General features: G+C 64.1%; 16 protein-coding genes and 1 tRNA gene. 5 read left to right on the top strand and 12 right to left on the bottom strand.

Features of this window, described 5'->3' with window-relative positions:
* Positions 1–48: 48 nt before the first annotated feature.
* A tRNA-Gln gene (locus AC1DVS_RS03060) sits at positions 49–122 on the top strand.
* A gap of 493 nt (positions 123–615) precedes the next feature.
* Here the strand turns inward: AC1DVS_RS03060 and AC1DVS_RS03065 are convergent.
* The 4 genes from AC1DVS_RS03065 to AC1DVS_RS03080 are packed head-to-tail and all read right to left on the bottom strand — an operon-like array spanning position 616 to position 4,602.
* On the bottom strand, positions 616–1,374 hold the full coding sequence (locus AC1DVS_RS03065) for an SDR family NAD(P)-dependent oxidoreductase (protein ID WP_478020145.1): 759 nt from the start codon (positions 1,372–1,374) through the stop codon (positions 616–618).
* 30 nt (positions 1,375–1,404) lie between these two features.
* Positions 1,405–2,586, bottom strand: a complete 1,182-nt coding sequence (locus tag AC1DVS_RS03070) for an acetyl-CoA C-acetyltransferase (protein WP_478020147.1) — start codon at positions 2,584–2,586, stop codon at positions 1,405–1,407.
* A 60-nt stretch (positions 2,587–2,646) separates the two neighbouring features.
* A complete protein-coding gene (locus AC1DVS_RS03075; RefSeq protein ID WP_478020148.1) occupies positions 2,647–3,813 on the bottom strand; it encodes an acyl-CoA dehydrogenase family protein in 1,167 nt (388 codons plus the stop codon).
* Between the two features lie 3 nt (positions 3,814–3,816).
* Positions 3,817–4,602 carry an SDR family NAD(P)-dependent oxidoreductase gene (locus tag AC1DVS_RS03080; RefSeq protein WP_478020150.1) on the bottom strand — a complete coding sequence of 262 codons (786 nt, stop codon included), beginning with the start codon at positions 4,600–4,602 and terminating at the stop codon, positions 3,817–3,819.
* Positions 4,603–4,770: 168 nt separating this feature from the next.
* On the opposite strand from AC1DVS_RS03080, the gene AC1DVS_RS03085 reads away from it, so the two are divergent.
* On the top strand, positions 4,771–5,163 hold the full coding sequence (locus AC1DVS_RS03085; RefSeq protein ID WP_478020151.1) for a nuclear transport factor 2 family protein: 393 nt from the start codon (positions 4,771–4,773) through the stop codon (positions 5,161–5,163).
* Between the two features lie 15 nt (positions 5,164–5,178).
* On the opposite strand, the gene AC1DVS_RS03090 is transcribed toward AC1DVS_RS03085, so the two are convergent.
* The 4 genes from AC1DVS_RS03090 to AC1DVS_RS03105 form a co-directional block, all read right to left on the bottom strand.
* On the bottom strand, positions 5,179–6,819 hold the full coding sequence (locus AC1DVS_RS03090; protein WP_478020153.1) for an FAD-dependent oxidoreductase: 1,641 nt from the start codon (positions 6,817–6,819) through the stop codon (positions 5,179–5,181).
* A 42-nt stretch (positions 6,820–6,861) separates the two neighbouring features.
* Entirely contained in the window at positions 6,862–8,283 is a 1,422-nt protein-coding gene (locus tag AC1DVS_RS03095; RefSeq protein ID WP_478020155.1) for an aromatic ring-hydroxylating oxygenase subunit alpha, read from the bottom strand.
* A 4-nt stretch (positions 8,284–8,287) separates the two neighbouring features.
* Positions 8,288–9,511 carry an aromatic ring-hydroxylating oxygenase subunit alpha gene (locus tag AC1DVS_RS03100; protein WP_478020157.1) on the bottom strand — a complete coding sequence of 408 codons (1,224 nt, stop codon included), beginning with the start codon at positions 9,509–9,511 and terminating at the stop codon, positions 8,288–8,290.
* 97 nt (positions 9,512–9,608) lie between these two features.
* Complete coding sequence (locus tag AC1DVS_RS03105) at positions 9,609–10,424, bottom strand: helix-turn-helix transcriptional regulator (RefSeq protein ID WP_478020159.1); 816 nt, start codon at positions 10,422–10,424, stop codon at positions 9,609–9,611.
* A 167-nt stretch (positions 10,425–10,591) separates the two neighbouring features.
* Between AC1DVS_RS03105 and AC1DVS_RS03110 the strand changes: the two genes are divergently transcribed.
* Positions 10,592–11,590 (top strand): NADP-dependent oxidoreductase, encoded by a 999-nt coding sequence (locus AC1DVS_RS03110; protein ID WP_478020161.1) that lies wholly within the window; start codon positions 10,592–10,594, stop codon positions 11,588–11,590.
* Between the two features lie 17 nt (positions 11,591–11,607).
* On the opposite strand, the gene AC1DVS_RS03115 is transcribed toward AC1DVS_RS03110, so the two are convergent.
* Positions 11,608–12,351, bottom strand: a complete 744-nt coding sequence (locus tag AC1DVS_RS03115) for an SDR family NAD(P)-dependent oxidoreductase (RefSeq protein ID WP_478020163.1) — start codon at positions 12,349–12,351, stop codon at positions 11,608–11,610.
* Positions 12,348–12,773, bottom strand: coding sequence for a putative quinol monooxygenase (locus tag AC1DVS_RS03120; protein ID WP_478020164.1), 426 nt, complete (start codon positions 12,771–12,773; stop codon positions 12,348–12,350). The genes AC1DVS_RS03115 and AC1DVS_RS03120 overlap by 4 nt, the downstream gene beginning before the upstream one ends.
* Positions 12,774–12,886: 113 nt before the next feature.
* On the opposite strand from AC1DVS_RS03120, the gene AC1DVS_RS03125 reads away from it, so the two are divergent.
* Complete coding sequence (locus tag AC1DVS_RS03125; protein WP_478020165.1) at positions 12,887–14,128, top strand: cytochrome P450; 1,242 nt, start codon at positions 12,887–12,889, stop codon at positions 14,126–14,128.
* A 20-nt stretch (positions 14,129–14,148) separates the two neighbouring features.
* Here the strand turns inward: AC1DVS_RS03125 and AC1DVS_RS03130 are convergent, their stop codons facing one another.
* Together AC1DVS_RS03130 and AC1DVS_RS03135 are read right to left on the bottom strand one after the other, a co-directional pair.
* Positions 14,149–14,745, bottom strand: coding sequence for a carboxymuconolactone decarboxylase family protein (locus tag AC1DVS_RS03130; protein ID WP_478020166.1), 597 nt, complete (start codon positions 14,743–14,745; stop codon positions 14,149–14,151).
* 35 nt (positions 14,746–14,780) lie between these two features.
* A complete protein-coding gene (locus AC1DVS_RS03135; RefSeq protein ID WP_478020167.1) occupies positions 14,781–15,284 on the bottom strand; it encodes a nuclear transport factor 2 family protein in 504 nt (167 codons plus the stop codon).
* Between the two features lie 125 nt (positions 15,285–15,409).
* Here AC1DVS_RS03135 and AC1DVS_RS03140 point away from each other — a divergent pair, with 125 nt between their 5' ends.
* A complete protein-coding gene (locus AC1DVS_RS03140; protein WP_478020169.1) occupies positions 15,410–16,216 on the top strand; it encodes a TetR/AcrR family transcriptional regulator in 807 nt (268 codons plus the stop codon).
* Positions 16,217–16,273: the final 57 nt, after the last annotated feature.

The raw sequence follows: 16,273 nt of genomic DNA on the forward strand, positions 1-16,273 counted from the left end.
GCCCTCGGTTGACAGCCCCGGCCAGCCCCCCTAGATCGCCCTCCGCGTTGCCCCGTCGTCTAATGGTAAGACTACGGACTCTGACTCCGTCTATTGAGGTTCGAATCCTCACGGGGCATCCAGCTTCTCGACATCGTGACATAACGGGATGGGCGCGCAGGCCGGCGATACGCCGTGCGACAGGCCCCTGTGCTGCGGAGAGCGGCCATCGCCTGTCGTTCGATTCAACCGCAGTCCGAATCGTTGCAATGTGCAAACCGGACGGAGTCAAAAAACTCCGGCTGGCTCTTTGACATGATGGTCGAAACCTCGGTGTTCCGCCCGTCCCTGTTCCTTCCCTGTTACGGGTGCGGCTCTCCCTGTTATGTCCAACACCTCTCCCTGTTATCTCCAACACGCCTCCCTGTTATTCAATAACAGGGAGAGCTCCTTGCAAGGCGTTGAATAAGCGCGCTGAATTTGCCGAAAAAATCCAACAAAACGGGCAAAATCGGGCCAAAAAATAAAATCTTCCCTGTTAATTGCCGATAACAGGGAGAAACCGCCGATTTTCGAGCGCCTCAGATTCCGTCGAACACGTCCTGTGGCGTCGCCAGGCGGGCCTGAATGGCGAACTTACAGTGGCGTCAGCAGGTGCCCGCCATCCACCACGATGTCGCTCCCGGTCATGAAGCCCGAGGCTGGGGAGGCCAAAAGCAGCAGCGCGCCGTCCAGATCGGGGAACTGGCCGAAGCGGCGCATCGCGATGCGTTTTTGCAGGGCCTCGCCATGCTCCGATTCGAGATGCGCCCGGTTAAGGTCAGTCACGAAATAGCCCGGCGAGATCGAGTTCACGCGAATGCCGTATCGCGCCAGGCTCCAGGCCAGCTGCCGCGTCAGATGCAGCACGCCTGCCTTGGACACATTATAGGGCGCGGTGCCGAGCATGCCCCGGTGCCCGGTGATCGAGGCGATATTGATGATCGACCCGCCGGAACCCGCCTGCCGCATTCGCCGCGCCGCCTCGGTCGCCACCAGCCATGGCCCTTTGAGGTTGATGTCCAGGACCATTTCATAGTCCGCTTCGGCAATGTCGAGGATCGAGCCTGAGCGTTCCACGCCGGCATTGTTGACGACGATATCGATCCGCCCCGCCGCATCGAAGCCGGCCGCAACGCTCGCGCCATCGGCAACGTCCATGCATATCGCCTGTGCGCGGCCGCCCATCGCCTCGATCTCGGCGGCCAGCGCTTCAAGCGGCGCCAGTCTCCGCGCCGCGATCACCAGCTCGGCGCCAGCGCGCGCGAGGGTGCGGGCGAAATGCGCCCCCAGCCCCTCGCTCGACGCCCCGGTGACCAGGGCCCTGTAACCGCTCAGATCCGCGCTGATGGTCATGACGTCGCCCTGCTCATGGTTTCAGCGGCTCTAAAGTGCTTCGATGATCGTCACATTGGCGATGCCGCCGCCCTCGCACATGGTCTGAAGGCCATAGCGCAGGCCACGCGCGCGAAGGGCGTGGATCAAAGTCGCCATCAGTTTCGCGCCCGAGGCTCCAAGCGGATGGCCCAGCGCAATCGCGCCGCCATTGACGTTCATCCGCTCGGGGTCGGCGCCGACATGCTTGATCCAGGCCAGCGGCACCGGCGCGAACGCCTCGTTCACCTCGTAAAGGTCGATGTCGCCGATCGTCAGGCCGGCCCGCTTCAGCGCCCGATCCGTCGCGGCAAGGGGCTCCTCGAGCATGATGATCGGATCGCCCGCAGTGACGGTAAGGGCATGGATGCGCGCGAGCGGGGTCAGGCCGTGCAGCTTGAGTGCCGCCTCGCTCACCACCATCACGCCGGCTGCGCCGTCACAGATCTGGCTGGCATTGGCCGCCGAGATCTTGCCGCCCTCCTGGAGCAGCCGGACCGAGCCGATCGATTCAAGCGTCGCATCGGCGCGAACGCCCTCGTCGACGATATGCAGCGAGACATTGCCATCGGCATCGGTCACTTCGATCGGGATGATCTCGCCGGCAAAGGCATTGGCCGCCGTCGCCGCGGCACCGCGCCGATGGCTCTCCACGGCATAGCGATCGAGATCCTCGCGGCTGAAGCCATGCTTGTCGGCGATCATCTCGGCGCCGATGAACTGGCTGAACTCGGGCACGCCGAAGCGCTCGCGAATCCGGCTCGACCATGGCCCGACGCCGATCCCGGCCGCTGCGGCGAGCGTCATCGGCGATCCCATCGGCACCCGCGACATGCTCTCGACGCCGGCGGCGATCACCACGTCCTGCGAGCCGGCGATGACGGCTTGCGCGGCGAAATGGATCGCCTGCTGCGAGGATCCGCACTGCCGGTCGATCGTGACGGCCGGCACTGATTGCGGCAGGCTCGATGCCAGCACCGCATTGCGTCCGACATGCATGCTCTGCTCACCGGCCTGGCCGACACAGCCCATGATGACGTCCTCGATCGCGGCCGGGTCGATCCCGGTACGCGCAACCAGCGCGTCCAGCACCTGACCCGCCAGATCGGCCGGATGCCAGCCGGAAAGCTTGCCGTTGCGGCGGGCACCGGCGGTGCGGCCGGCGGCGACGATATAGGCCTGAGTGGCAGTCATGGTCGGATGCTCCTGTTCATATCGGAAAAAGGGGTCGCCACCGCGTAGGTCGGGCGGCGTTCACGCATCGAGCGTGCGGGCGATCAGCAGCTTCATGACCTCGCTGGTGCCGCCATAAATGCGCTTCACGCGCACATCCTTGTACATCTGGGCGATCGGATATTCGTTCATATAGCCATAGCCGCCGAACAGCTGCTGGCAGGTATCGACGACCTTTTGCGCGCGCTCCGAAACCCATAATTTGGCCATGCTCGCTGTCGCCGCGTCCAGTTCGCCGCGAAGGTAGCGCGCGATACAATCGTCGACGAAGCACCGCGCGACCATTGCCTCGGTCTTGCACTCGGCGAGGCGGAACTGCGTGTTCTGAAAGTCGAGCAGCGACTGGCCAAACAGCTTCCGCTCCCCGACATAGGCGAGCGTATGATCGAACGCCGCCTCGATCAGGGCCAGCGATTCGATCGCGATCATCAGCCGCTCCTTGGGCAGCTCCCGCATCAGCTGGTGGAGGCCGTGGCCTTCCTCGCCGCCGATCAGGTTGGCGGCGGGCACCGGCACGTCATCGAAGAACAGCTCCGATGTGTCGCCCATCTCGAGCCCGACCTTGTCGAGATTGCGCCCGCGCTGGAAGCCGGGCGCCTGTTCGGCTTCGACGCCGAACAGCGAAATGCCCTTCGAACCCGCATCAGGGTCAGTCCGTGCGACGACCAGGATGAGGTCGGCATGCTGGCCATTGGTGATGAAGGTCTTTTGTCCGGTCAGGCGATACTGGTCGCCGTCGCGCCGGGCCATGGTCCGCATCCCGCGCAGGTCGGATCCCGCGCCCGGCTCTGTCATGGCGATCGCGGTGATCCATTCGCCCGAAACCATGCGCGGCAACCAGCGCTGGCGCTGTTCGGGCGTGCCGTATTTCTCGATATAGGGCGCGACGATCGCATTGTGCAGCGGCACGCCCCAGCCTTCAGCGCCAATCAGGCCGAGCCGCCGGATCATCACCGCATCATGCCGGAAATCACCGCCCGCGCCGCCAAAGTCGGTTGCGACGGACAGGCCCAGCAAACCGGCAGCAGCCATCTCGTTCCAGGCCGATCGCTCGACGATGCCGTCCGCGCGCCACTGGGCAAGCCGTTCCGGCTGCACCTGATCGCTCAGGAACCGGCGCAGCGAATCGTCGAACAGGACGAGCTCCTCGTCCATCCATGGTGACGGAGTCTGGAAGATCCCGGCCATCGGCTAGCGCGGCGACATGCGGATCGCGCCGTCGAGGCGGACATCCTCGCCGTTGAAATAGCCGTTTTCGATCATGGTTAGGGCGAGATGCGCATATTCGGCCGGGGCGCCGAGCCGCTTGGGGAACGGGATGCTCGCCGCCAGCCCGTCGCGCACGGCCTGGGGCGCGGCCAGCAGCAACGGCGTCTCGAAGATGCCCGGGAGGATCGTGTTGACCCGGATGCCTTCGTTCATCAGGTCCCGCGCTATCGGCAGGGTCATGCCGATCACACCGCCCTTGGAGGCTGAATAGGCCGCCTGGCCGACCTGCCCGTCCTCAGCCGCAACCGAGGCGGTGTTGACGATGGCGCCGCGCTCTCCAAACGCGTCGACCGGGTCGAGCGTCAGCATGCCGGCCGCTGATTTGGCGATGCAGCGGAAACTGCCGACCAGGTTGATCTGGATCACCTGGTTGAAAGCTTCGAGCGGAAAATGCCGTGCCGCGCCGGTCTCACGGTCGCGGCTTGCTGTCTTGATCGCGCTGCCGACTCCGGCGCAATTGACCAGCACGCGCTCCTGCCCATGCGCCGCACGGGCGCGGGCGAAGCCGGCATCAACGCTCTCGTCTGAAGTCACATCGACCTTGCAGAAGATGCCGCCGATTTGCCGCGCGAACGGCTCGCCCATGTCGGCGTTGATGTCGAACAAGGCGACCTTCACGCCCCTGGTGGCAAGCGCCATCGCCGTTGCCGCGCCAAGGCCTGAGGCGCCGCCGGTGACGACCGCGCCGATCGATTCATCGAGCTTCAAATCCGCTTCCTTTTGTCGAGTCGCCGGAGTCCGATTGTCATGGAGTCCGACTCAATCTGCGGAGTCACCGTAGCGCTGGGCGACCCTGCGCTGTCCTGCCATTTTTGACGATATTGGCGGTGACCCCCTGCGCCTAAGTTCGCTCTATCCAATGAAAGAGCCAGGCCGATGACACCCGCAGAAGCGACCAAAGCCATGTACGACCACGCCTCGCGCGGGGAGTGGGATGCGGTCGAGGCATTCATGGCTGAGGATTTCGTGATCCACGAGCCGGTGACGCTCCCTTATGGCGGCGAGTGGCACGGCCGCGATGCGCTGCAACGCCTGTTCATCCATGTCATGACCTTCTGGGAGGATCCCGATGTCGAATGGATCGACCTTGTCGGCGGGGACCGCCACGTCGTCGCGCTGCTGAAGTTCAGCATGACCGTGCGCGGCACCGGCCGCCGTATCGTGCAGCGCGTTGCCGAGGTGACCAGCTTTGCCCCGGACGGCAAGATGGTCGCAATGCACATCCATTATTTCGACACCGGCGAGATGGCCCGTATCATCGCTGGCTGAAGCGCCGGCTTCGAGTCAGGCCGTTACAGTCTCCGCTGCAGCGGCGAGTCCMGCGCGGTAACCGAAGGCCATTGCGGGGCCGAGCGTGCCGCCGGCGCCGCCATAGGTCATCCCCATGGGCGATGCCATTGCATTGCCCGCTGCATAAAGGCCGGGGATCGGGCGCCCATCGACGTCGAGCACGCGCGCGTCGATGTCGGTCTGCGGTCCTCCCTTGGTCCCAAGTGTGCCGCTCTTCACCTCGATTGCGTAGTAAGGACCCGGGCCGAGCGGACCGAGCGTCGCGCGCTTGTCGCCGCGATGTGCCGGGTCGCCCCACCAAAGATCATTGGCGCTTTCGCCGCGGCGGAAGTCGGGATCATGGCCTTTCCGGGCATTGCTGTTGAAGCGGGCGACTGCGTGCTCGAGTCCCTCGGGATCGATGCCGACCCGCTCAGCCAGGTCTGCGAGCGTATCAGCGCCGGCAATCCATTGCGGCGGCCGCGCGCCCTCGCCGAATGCGTCGGGCAATCCGCCGACAAACGGCCATTTGGCGTAGAAATCCTGATTGAAGATCAGCCAGCAGGGCAGGTTCGCATAGTCGAAGCGGCTGACGTCCTGCTCGTGGAACGCGGCGCCGAACGCGTTGTAATTCGAGGCCTCGTTGGTGAAGCGCCTGCCCCTGCGGTTGACCATCAGCGATCCCGGCATGGTCCGCTCATAGGTGAGCAATTGCCGGCCCATCGCGTTGATTTCGGTCGGGACCTCGATCACCGGCATCCACCACGCCTCGCGCATATTGCCCAGCATTGCGCCGACCCGCATCGCCATCTTCAGCCCATCGCCGGTGTTGGTCGGGATCGACACCGGATGCGTCAGCGGCCCGCGCGTGAAAGCTCGGACAAGATCCGGGTTCCATTCGAAGCCGCCGGTGGCGAGGATGACGCTCCGCGCCTCCACGGCGAAGGCACCTTGCAGCCCTTCGAAGCGCACGCCGGCGACCATGCCGTCCGCCATCATCAGTTCGGTCGCCCGGCACCCGGTCACCGGGACAATGCCGCGGTCGAGGCAAGCCTTGAGCAACCGGCCGATCAAGGCGAGGCCCATGCCCCGCTCGTCATGGGCGCGGCGATATTCCTTTACCTCGGGCGACGCCGGCATCGGCACCGGCTGGCCGAGCGTCGTCTCTCCAATCGTATAGGTGTAGTCCGGGAAATAGGGCGAGACGCCGACGCGGTCCCGCCATTCGCCGAGCTCACCATAGGGAAAGGTCGGGCATTCGAGCGTCCGGCCGCCTTCCGGCATGCCGCCCGGAAACTCCGGATGGTAATCGGGAAAATCGGGCACCGCCACGAAGCGTACGGGCGTCCGCTCTTCCAGGAAGCGGATCATTTCCGGGCCGGTATCGACAAAGGTCTCGGCCATTCGACGATCGATCATGCCGTGCGACAGCGCCATCAGATAGGTCAGCGCTTTCTCCCGGCTGTCTTCCCTGCCGGCAGCCAGTTCGTGAGGATTGTTGGGGATCCATATCTGCCCGCCGGACCAGGCGCTGGTGCCACCCACGGTCTCCGCTTTCTCGAACAGCGCGACCCGCGCGCCGCCCTCATGCGCGGCGATCGCCGCCGTCAGGCCGGCGGCCCCGGTTCCCAGCACCACGACGTCGTAATCGCCCATCCGCTTCCACTCCGGTCAGCTGCGTTAGATTGGGCGGCGGCGCTAGCCGGTCCGCGGCAATTCCCCGGCGAGATATTTGTCCAGCGTATGGTGGAAATGCCGGATGCGGCTTTCCTGATAATGGCCGAGCTCGATCGCGCGGTTGGCTGAGGCCTTCATCCCCTTCTGCACATAAGGCAGGTTCTCGAGGTCCTGATCGAAGACGCCCGCCAGCCCCTCGCCGATGATATGCGCGACCGAGGCGAAGGGCTGGTCGGGCGGAATCAGGTGCATTGGCGGAGCCTTGGGTGCCGTGGTGCCCTTCGGCGTGCGCATCAGGATGCGGATTTCCATGAGGCTATGATCGGCGTCTTCGCCCGGCCGCCAGCGATAGACGAGGTTGGGCACATAGCCGCCCCAGGGCGCGAAATTGGGGAAGATATTATAGGTCAAATTGTCGAGCATCTCGCTGTCGCTGGCGGCCGAATAATCATGGCCGTCCATCGCGCTGAACCCCTCGCGGTTCGCCTCGGCGAGGACTTTCCGCGCCAGCAGCGGATCGTCAGCAGCGAAACCCTTTATGTCGGACGCGTCATTCTCGGCATAGCGGTTGCTGTCGCCGCCGAGGAATTCAGCCAGCTTGTCGAGCACATAGCGCTGGTTCCTGCCCTTGATATGCGGGCTCAGCGCGCCGGACGGTGTAATCGCGCGATTCATATGGTCGCCGTACAGATCATAGCGGGTGTTGGCGTCGGCGGTGAAGGCCAGGATCTGCGGATGCGTGACGACTGAGTGGAACGCTTCCATGAAGGCGTCAGCGGCCGCTTTCCAGTTGGCGGGGATCACCCGACCGATCCAGACGACCGTGTGGCATTCGTCGAGGCGCCATTGGTCATAATGCTCGATACCGGGGCCGACCCAGTCGCGGAACGCGGGCAGCTCGGCATTCTCGGTGACCATCACAAAGCCCTGCCAGCGCTCGACGCGCAGGGCGGGCAGCGAGAGATCCTTGCCCTCCAGATGGTGGAAGTCCCAGTTGCAGGGGATTTCCTTCAGCGTGCCGTCATTGTTCCAGGTGAAGCCGTGGAACGGGCACCGCAGGTTGATCGCATGCCCTGATTTGGCGCGCAGCAACCGGCCGCGGTGCAGGCAGACATTGTGGAATGCTTTGATCGAACGGTCGGGCTGGCGCACCAGCAGATAATTCTTGTCGGCAATCTCATAGACCACCGTATCGCCGGGGTCCGGCAAATCCTCCTCGCGCGCCGCGAATTGCCAGATATTGGGCCAGAGCTTCTCGCGTTCCGCGGCGGCAAAGGCCTCGCTGGTATAGCGCGCCGGATCGAGCGGCTCGTCGCTCAAGGGCTGGGTCGATTCGGCGAAAAGGAAGTCGGGCACCCGCCGCGTGTCGGCCTGCAGCATCTCGGTATAGCTGACGCCCGGGCAGCGATCTTGGCGCTCTGCGGAGGGGACGACTTCGGTCATTGGTCTACTCGGTTTGGTTGAGCGGCATGCCGCAGGCCTCGGCGATATGGCGGTGTACGCCGTGGAGCGCGGGTTCATTGGCGCCCAGCACGACGTGAAAGTCAGCTGGCGCGCGCAGCATATTGGCATAGCCGCCGGAGGCGACGCGGTAGTCCTCGGTCTGCACAACGGTCGCGGTTGCGTCATAGGCGAGTTCGCAGGCGGCGCGGTGCTCGGGGCCGTCCAACCCGAACGGCGCGTAGACCGCAAAGTGGCAGATCATGCGATCCGCGCCGTCCGGGAACAGGCGGAAGACCTGGGTGAAGAACACGCCCGGCGTTACCGCGCCGAAGAAGATCACCGTATTGGGAAACAGGAAGTGGACGCCGCCATAATCGGACTCGGGCCACTCCGCCTCATCCACACCGACGAGCTTGCCGACCGACAGATCGGGGAAGTTGACCCGGTGGTGGCGGCCGAACCGCTCATAGAGGTTGCGGTTCGAATAGTGCGTCTGGCCGATGGTCGAGCCGTGCAGCGCCTTGAAGTGATAGCCCTCGCCATAGGTGTCGAGCGCGAACTTCCAGTTGGAGTTGGCGGTGAGGATGCCCTTCTTGACCGGCTCCGCGCGCCACAGCTCCAGCTGCTCGAGGACAGTGTCGAATTCGCCCAGATGTGCAGCGGCATCGATCGGTTCGCCCTCGGCATCGGCGCGTACGAGGATCAGCCCTTTATGCTCGACGCACGGCATCTCGATCAGATTGCGGGCGCCGATCGGGCAGTCGGCAAAACCGTCCTTGCCGGGCTGGCCGATCAGCTTGCCCGAGGCGTCGAAGGTCCAGGCATGGAACGGGCAGGAAATGCGCGGCTGGTGTCCACTCCAGGGTTCGCGCTCTTCCACCAGCCGCGCCGCGCGATGCGTGCACATGTTCAAAAAGGCGCGGACCACCCCATCCTTGCCGCGCATGATCAGGATCGAAGGCCCGGCCGCATCGAACAGCATGGTGTCGCCCGGATTGGGAACGTCGCCGCTCAACCCGGCCACAAGCGGCTCCTTGTGGAAGATCTCGCGCATTTCCGCGGCGTGACGTGCGCTGCCGGTATAGATCGACTTATGCAGCGGAAGCGGCGCGTCCGCGCGGTCGGTGCGCTCCTCCGCTACCAGTGCGACGAGCTGCCGCAACGCCGTGCGGGCATTGCCGCTTCGCACCTGTGCCCAGTCGCCCATCCGGGGATCGCTTTCAGCCATATTCCTCTTGCCTCTGTCGGTGAACCCCGCTCTGCGGCGATGTATCGCACGATCGATCGCAGGCGCCTGCTAGCGCTTTTGATGAGAGCGGGGCCCGTCAGGCGCTCGCACCGAGATAGCCGAGCTGTCCGGCCTTGAAGATGGTCTGGGCCCGATTGATCGAGTCCAGCTTCTCGCTGGCGCGGCTGATATGATAGCGGATCGTCGCATGGCTGAGCGCGATGATCATCGCGATCTCACGGTCGGTCTTGCCGATCGCTGCCCAGCGCAGGCATTCGACTTCGCGCTTCGACAGGCCGCAATCGGCCGGAATGCGCCGCTTGGTGCGCATGACCGCGACATAGCCGGCAATGAAGCGGCGGGTGAGCGCGCCCAGCGTATCGCCGATCGCCGCGAACAGCTCTGACAGATCATCCACCGCGGGATCGAAGGGGACGAAATTGCTGGCGGAGATCTGCGCGAACGGCAGATGGACCGGCACGACGATCGTCGCCTTGCAGCCTGGCTCGCTGGCGAAGAAGCGGTCCAGCGCGATTTCCTTGAGGTACGGGTTGGTCGTGTAGGTGTAAAAGCCTTGAGCGTTGCACCAGAAGGGCTCGTTCTCGTAACGGCAGGCGCGCGGCAGCGGCGAATGGAGGGCGAGGTTGCGGTCTTCCCACCAGCGCTCGCTTTCCGACATCCAGCCGAACACGCTCGAGGCAAGCACCGTGCCCTCTGCATCGACCATCGGGTCCTTCGACGCGATGTTGTCGCACATTGCGGCTCGCAAATTGTGCGCGGCTGCGAAGTCGCTGATGGTGCGCGCAGCCTCGCGGATATCCTCCACCGAACGGACCGTCGCCCGCTCGAGCAGTGCTGCGTGGTTCGAAACGGGTGCGAGTTGCTCGAACTCGCCGCGCCATACTAAGCCCATGATATATCTCCATTTGAGATGATGGTCATCGAATTCCCGGTTTCAGACGGCGCCGGGTGCCGCAGTCGCGTCAACATTTGCAGGCGTCGAAGCCTGTCACTTTTGGGCGTGGTCCCGCCGCCTCTATCGGGCGATCCGATCGCCTCGCCTGAGGGAGACGCCGCATCATGCCCATCGCACGTCAATGGTTGCTCGCCGGCCATCCGCGCGGGCGCGTGATCGAGCCCGGCGACTTCCGGCTGGTCGAAACCGAGGTTGGCGGCGCTGCTGAAGGACAGATCCTGCTCAGGACGCGCTATCTCGGCTTCGATCCCGCCCAAAAGGGCTGGATGGAAAATATCGCTGATTATGTGGCGCCCATGGCGATCGGCGACGTGATGCGCGGCAGCGCGATCAGCGAGGTCGTCGAAAGCCGCCATAGCAGCTTCGCTCCCGGTGATCTGGTGGTGGGCACAACCGGCTGGACCGAGTTTCACCTGTCCAACGGCGCGGGACTTGAGCGTATCGAGAGCTCGCTGCCGCCGACCGCGATGCTCTCTGTGCTCGGTACCACGGGCATGACGGCTTGGTGCGGCCTGTTCAAGGTCGGCCGTCCGGTCAGCGGCGATACGGTCCTGGTATCGGGTGCGGCGGGCGCCACCGGCTCCGTCGTCGGCCAGCTCGCGAAGATCGCGGGCTGCAGGACTGTCGGCATCGCCGGCGGCGCCGAGAAGTGCCGCTGGCTGGTCGAGGAGGCGGGCTATGATGCCGCGATCGACTACAAAGCCGGCGATCTCGCTGACCAGATCCGCGCGCATTGTCCCGGCGGCGCCGATGTCGTGTTCGATAATGTCGGCGGCGCAATCCTCGATGCCATGCTCGCCCAGGTCACGACCGGCGCCCGCGTCGTACTTTGCGGTGGGATCAGTCGCAACGAGACCGGTGCGTTGCCGGTCGGACCGCGCAATTATTTCAACCTGGTATTTCGCCGCGCGACGATGTCCGGCTTCATCGTGCTCGACTGGGCCGGCGAGTTCCCGGCTATCCGCAAACGGATCGAGCGCCTCGTCCATGACGGGCGCCTGACTTATCGAGAGGACATCCAGCGTGGCTTCGAAAATGCCCCCGCCACGCTCCGCCGCCTGTTCACCGGGGAGAACCGCGGCAAGCAATTGCTGGAGCTGTAGGGGGCTGGTCATCGATCCTACGCCGTTATGCCGCCATCGACGGCCAGTTCGGCGCCGGTCATGAACGCACTTTCATCCGAGATGAGGAACAGCACCGCTGACGCGACGTCGCCCGGCACGCCGGGGCGGCCGAGCGGAGTCGCCTCGGCGCCAAAGGCAGCGACGTCGAGCCCCGGCACCGCCTCAGTGAGCATCGGCGTGTCGATGATCCCGGGCAGGATGACGTTCACGCGGATCCGCTCACCGGCGAGCGCGCGGGCAGCGGCGCGGGACATGCCCCGGAGCGCCCATTTGGAGCCGGTATAGGCGAAGAACATCGGATCGGCTTTCAGGCCGGCGATCGAAGAGATGTTGACGATCGATCCGCCGCCCGTCCGCTTCATCAAATCGGCCGCGAGCTTCATGCCGAGGAAGGGGCCTGTCTGGTTGATCGCAACCGTCCGTTCGAACAGCGCGAGATCGGTGGCCGCCATGTCGGCCATCACGGCGATGCCGGCATTGTTGATCAGCCCGTCGAGTCGGCCATGCCGCTCTTCGATTTGCTTGAAGACCGCGGTCCAGGAATCCTCGGACGCGACGTCAAGGCGATGATGCCAGGCCCGCGCGCCGATATCCTTCGCGACCTGCTCGGCAAGCGCCTCATTGATATCGGTCACGATGACCTCGGCGCCTTCCTGCGCGAGCAACCGGGCATGAGCCTCGCCCTGTCCGCGCCCGGCGCCTGTCACCAGGACGATTTTGCCGCTGACCCGGCCGCTCATTGGTCGGCTCCGACCGCAGCTACAGGCTGAGGCCACCACATTGCGGGGCTCAGGGGAAACATCTCGGCATAGAAGCGCGCGCGCTCACCGGCGTCCGGAGCAAGGGCTTGTTCCCGGGTGGGGCCAAAGGGTGCGGCACCGGGGACCGAATCGATCCATTCCAGTTTGAAATCCTCGATCAGCGCCATGATCGGCTCTGCCGCTGCCTCGTGATAGGGCGCGATCTCATGGGCGAGGAAGCCCGCATAATCGTCGAACGACTCGATGCAGTAATAGCTGTTGGGCGATTGGCCGCGCCAATATTCGTAGCGCAAAAGGCCCTTCTCGTTGCCGACTGACGCCTCGTGAAGGCTGCGGGCTATCGCCTCGAAGGCAGCCGCCTGACCCTCCTTCACGCGCATGTGCACGAGACACGTCGCCATTTCCTCTCCTCGTAGCCGTTTTTGTTAGTTGGTCGGCTATTGGTCCGAGTCTATAACATGCAGCAGTGCTGCTTGCAACGATCAATCAGCCACCGGGTGAGGAGAAGGCAGCAGTGGCTACGCAGGAACCCGATCTGTTCGGTCCGGAGGCGAACAAGCGCTGGTACGAGACCTATCGCGAGCTACGGGAGCGGGCGCCGGTCTACCGGGTCCCCGAAACCAGCCTGTTCGTCCTCACCAGATATGACGACATCGCGATGGTCGTGCGGGACAGCGACCGCTTCTCCAACGAAGCCGACAAACATGGTGGCGAGCCGCTGCTCCTCTGTCCTGAGGCGCGGGCGATCTATGATCAGCGCGGCTGGCCCAAGGCTTTTCCGCTGGCGCAGGACCCCCCCGAGCACAAACGCTACCGGGCATTGGTCAATGGCTTCTTCGTCGGCGCACGGCTTGAGCAGAGCCGCGCACTGATCGAACGCCATGTCCACCGCCTGATCGATCGCATCATCGGCAAGGGCGAGATCGAATTCATCGATGCGTTTGCCGAACCGTTACCCGCTGCGGTGATCTCCGAGCTGCTGGGCCTGCCATCGGAGGACCATGAGACGCTCAAGCAATGGTCTTTCGCCTGGGCATTGCCATTCGCCCGTGGTCTCAGTCGCGAGCAGGAAATCTGGGTTGCCGAGCAGGGCGTCGAATTCCAGCATTACCTGAAAGGCCATGTCGATCAGCGTCGTGCCGATGGCGGCGACGACATCATCGCGGATCTCGCCGCTGCCCGGGTGGATGACCGCCAGTTAAGTGATGGCGAGATCGTGTCGATCATCGACCATCTGTATATCGGCGGCAATGAAACCACGGCGTTCGCACTCGCATCGGGCATGTGGATGATGTTGCGCGAGCCAGAGATCTATCAGGCGCTGCGTGCCGACCGCAGGCTGATCAAGGGTTTTGTGGAGGAAGTGCTTCGTCTCGAATCGCCGACCCAGGGCCTGTACCGGACTGCCACCCAAGACACTGAGATCCGCGGCGTCACGATCCCCAAGGGCGCCACCCTGCATTTGCGCTTCGCCGCCGCCAATCGCGATCCGGAGGTGTTCGAGGATCCCGATTCGATCAAGGTCGATCGCAGCAACGCGATGCGGCACATGGCCTTCAGCCAGGCCGAGCATCATTGCCCGGGTTCAGGCCTGTCCCGCCTTGAATTGCAGATCGCGTTCGATGTCCTGATCGACCGGCTCCCCAATCTGGCGCTGGCCGAGGGGAAGAATGATTTCGAGCACCAGCCCGGCTTCGTGCTGCGGGCGCTGAAAGCACTCCACCTCACCTTCGATCCGGCGACGCTGGCGGCGTAAGACCGGATCGGGTGTGGCGTTCAGCCGCGCACGGCGATCGCGTCCTCGCGCCAGGGCGCGATCGTCATGCCATCGTCGCGCTGATAGCCATCCGGCAGGTCGTCGACCAGATGCCACGCCGCGGAAAGCCGGCCAAAGCCGATAAAGAAGGCGATGAAGGCGCCCAGCTCCACGATTTCGGTCTCACTGAAATGCTCGCGGAGCGCAGCGAAGGTCGAATCGTCGATTGCGAAATGGTTGGTCGAGGAAATATCGGCGTAGACCAGGGCCGCCTTTTCCGCCGGCGTCAGGTCATTGGCCTGTTCGGGCCGCTCGAGCGAGCAGACCGCACCCTCGGTCAGCCCGTCGTCCATTGCCGATTGATAGCGGATCGCCATGCAACTGCGGCACTGGTTGTGAAACGCCACGCGGAGCCGCACCAGCTCGACGAGCCGGCGTGAAAGATGTGTCGTCTGGTACAGTGCGCCGCCAAAGCCCAGCACGCCCTTGGCTAGATCGGGGTTGTGCGCGAACACCCGCAGGATGCCCTGCTCGACCAGCGTCGCCGAGTCCGCGCCGATCATCTCGCGCAGGTCTTCGCGCCATTCGGACGCGGGCAGGGTTGAAATTCGGGCCATGTGTCATCCTCCAGGTATTTCTTCGCCACGCCGGATTACCGGAAGCGGAACAGCCTATGCTCAGGCGTAAAATGTTCGGCGCGGTGGACATCCACCAGAAAGGACGGCTCGTCATTGGCGCCGGCGTGGTAGCCGTTCAGTACGAAAACCCGCTCCGCGATGCGCCATTCGCCATCGCGCCGTTCGAGCCGATCGAGATAGCGCCCGAGAAATAGCTGCCAGCCCGATCCACCGGCGCCGTCACCAGTGATCGCATGGGTGATGCAGCAGCTGTCGGAGAGCGCAGTATCGCCCCGGATTTGCAGCACGATATTCGAAACCGCGTGGAAGCGGCGCTCGGATCGCGCCGCATTCGCCATGAGAAATGCGACCGCCTCTTCGGCATTGCCTTTGAAGAAGCCGAGGTCGATCATCGCATCCGGCCACAGCAGCGTAGCCAGCCCGTCACGATCCTGCCAGTCGACCGCGCGACCATAAGCATGGAGGACGCGGGTGCATTCGGCCTCGGCGAGGATATGTTCCAAGGCGCTGTCAGTCATGCTCCCCGCTCCCATCAATTTCATCTGTTCTCGGGCCGACAGATTTCAAGCAGCAGTAATGCATGAAGACTTGCGATCAAAGCAGTCTCCGGTAAACTCGCAAAAAAGAGGGATTAGGACAGGCCGTGGCAAGTGAAGCAACTGAAGCGGGATCGTTGACGGAAGCAGATGCGCGGGGTCCCGAGCAGGCGGACCAGGGCACCGAGGCGACCCGCATTGCTATCCTCGATGCGGTGGTGCGTTGTTTCGCCGCGCAGGGCTGGGCCGGTACGAACATGTCGTTGGTGGCGCGCGAAACCGGCATGACCCGCGGCAAGATCCAATATTATTTCCCCGTCCTTGAGGATCTGAAACTCGCTGCGATGGAATATCTCTACGCATCTTTGCGCCAGAGCTATTTCACCGGAATTCGCCCGGATGCACCGACCCGGGAGAGATTCGACGAAGGGATCGACCTGCTCTGGCAGCTCGCCCGCGATCCGCAGCACGTCGCCATGGCCGAGCTGGAAGCATCTGCGCGCACCGATGAAGTGCTCCGGCGCGCCCTGGCCGAGATTCACGTCGTCGATGAGGAATTGCTGAACGCGCAAACGCGGGCGGCCTTCCCCGCCTTCGCGGCGGTCGGTCAGCACGAGTTGAATCTTGGCCGCTTTTTCGTGACGATCTTCATCAACGGCCTCGCTGCCCATAGCTTTCCCGAAGAGCCGGACATCTGGCAGGCCCGTCTCATCGCAATGCTCAAGGAGTGCCTGTCGGGATTCTGGGCCAGGCGCGGCGTAGCGGGGCTGAGCGACGATGCCGATTCGGCCGACCCCACGGTTGTTCGTGCCGCGCGAGACATTGACGGCATCGATGCCCGACGCAGGGAGGCGATCGGCCTGCTGCGCGAGGCGCTGGCTGTATTGAACGGCGAGCCAGCACCAGCGCGTTGAGAAACACTGCGGCACGAAGTGGCCGAGCCTGCCACTTTTGCCGGTTGTTACGACAGC

Source organism: Sphingomonas sp. P3_C5, from assembly GCF_056402635.1.

Bases quoted from the DNA above. Each gene is read 5' to 3' on its own strand.
- AC1DVS_RS03065 (WP_478020145.1), bottom strand. From the start codon at position 1,374: ATGACCATCAGCGCGGATCTGAGCGGTTACAGGGCCCTGGTCACCGGG.
- AC1DVS_RS03135 (WP_478020167.1), bottom strand. From the start codon at position 15,284: ATGACTGACAGCGCCTTGGAACATATCCTCGCCGAGGCCGAATGCACC.
- AC1DVS_RS03115 (WP_478020163.1), bottom strand. From the start codon at position 12,351: ATGAGCGGCCGGGTCAGCGGCAAAATCGTCCTGGTGACAGGCGCCGGG.
- AC1DVS_RS03085 (WP_478020151.1), top strand. From the start codon at position 4,771: ATGACACCCGCAGAAGCGACCAAAGCCATGTACGACCACGCCTCGCGC.
- AC1DVS_RS03100 (WP_478020157.1), bottom strand. From the start codon at position 9,511: ATGGCTGAAAGCGATCCCCGGATGGGCGACTGGGCACAGGTGCGAAGC.
- AC1DVS_RS03105 (WP_478020159.1), bottom strand. From the start codon at position 10,424: ATGGGCTTAGTATGGCGCGGCGAGTTCGAGCAACTCGCACCCGTTTCG.
- AC1DVS_RS03095 (WP_478020155.1), bottom strand. From the start codon at position 8,283: ATGACCGAAGTCGTCCCCTCCGCAGAGCGCCAAGATCGCTGCCCGGGC.
- AC1DVS_RS03075 (WP_478020148.1), bottom strand. From the start codon at position 3,813: ATGGCCGGGATCTTCCAGACTCCGTCACCATGGATGGACGAGGAGCTC.
- AC1DVS_RS03120 (WP_478020164.1), bottom strand. From the start codon at position 12,773: ATGGCGACGTGTCTCGTGCACATGCGCGTGAAGGAGGGTCAGGCGGCT.
- AC1DVS_RS03070 (WP_478020147.1), bottom strand. From the start codon at position 2,586: ATGACTGCCACTCAGGCCTATATCGTCGCCGCCGGCCGCACCGCCGGT.
- AC1DVS_RS03110 (WP_478020161.1), top strand. From the start codon at position 10,592: ATGCCCATCGCACGTCAATGGTTGCTCGCCGGCCATCCGCGCGGGCGC.
- AC1DVS_RS03130 (WP_478020166.1), bottom strand. From the start codon at position 14,745: ATGGCCCGAATTTCAACCCTGCCCGCGTCCGAATGGCGCGAAGACCTG.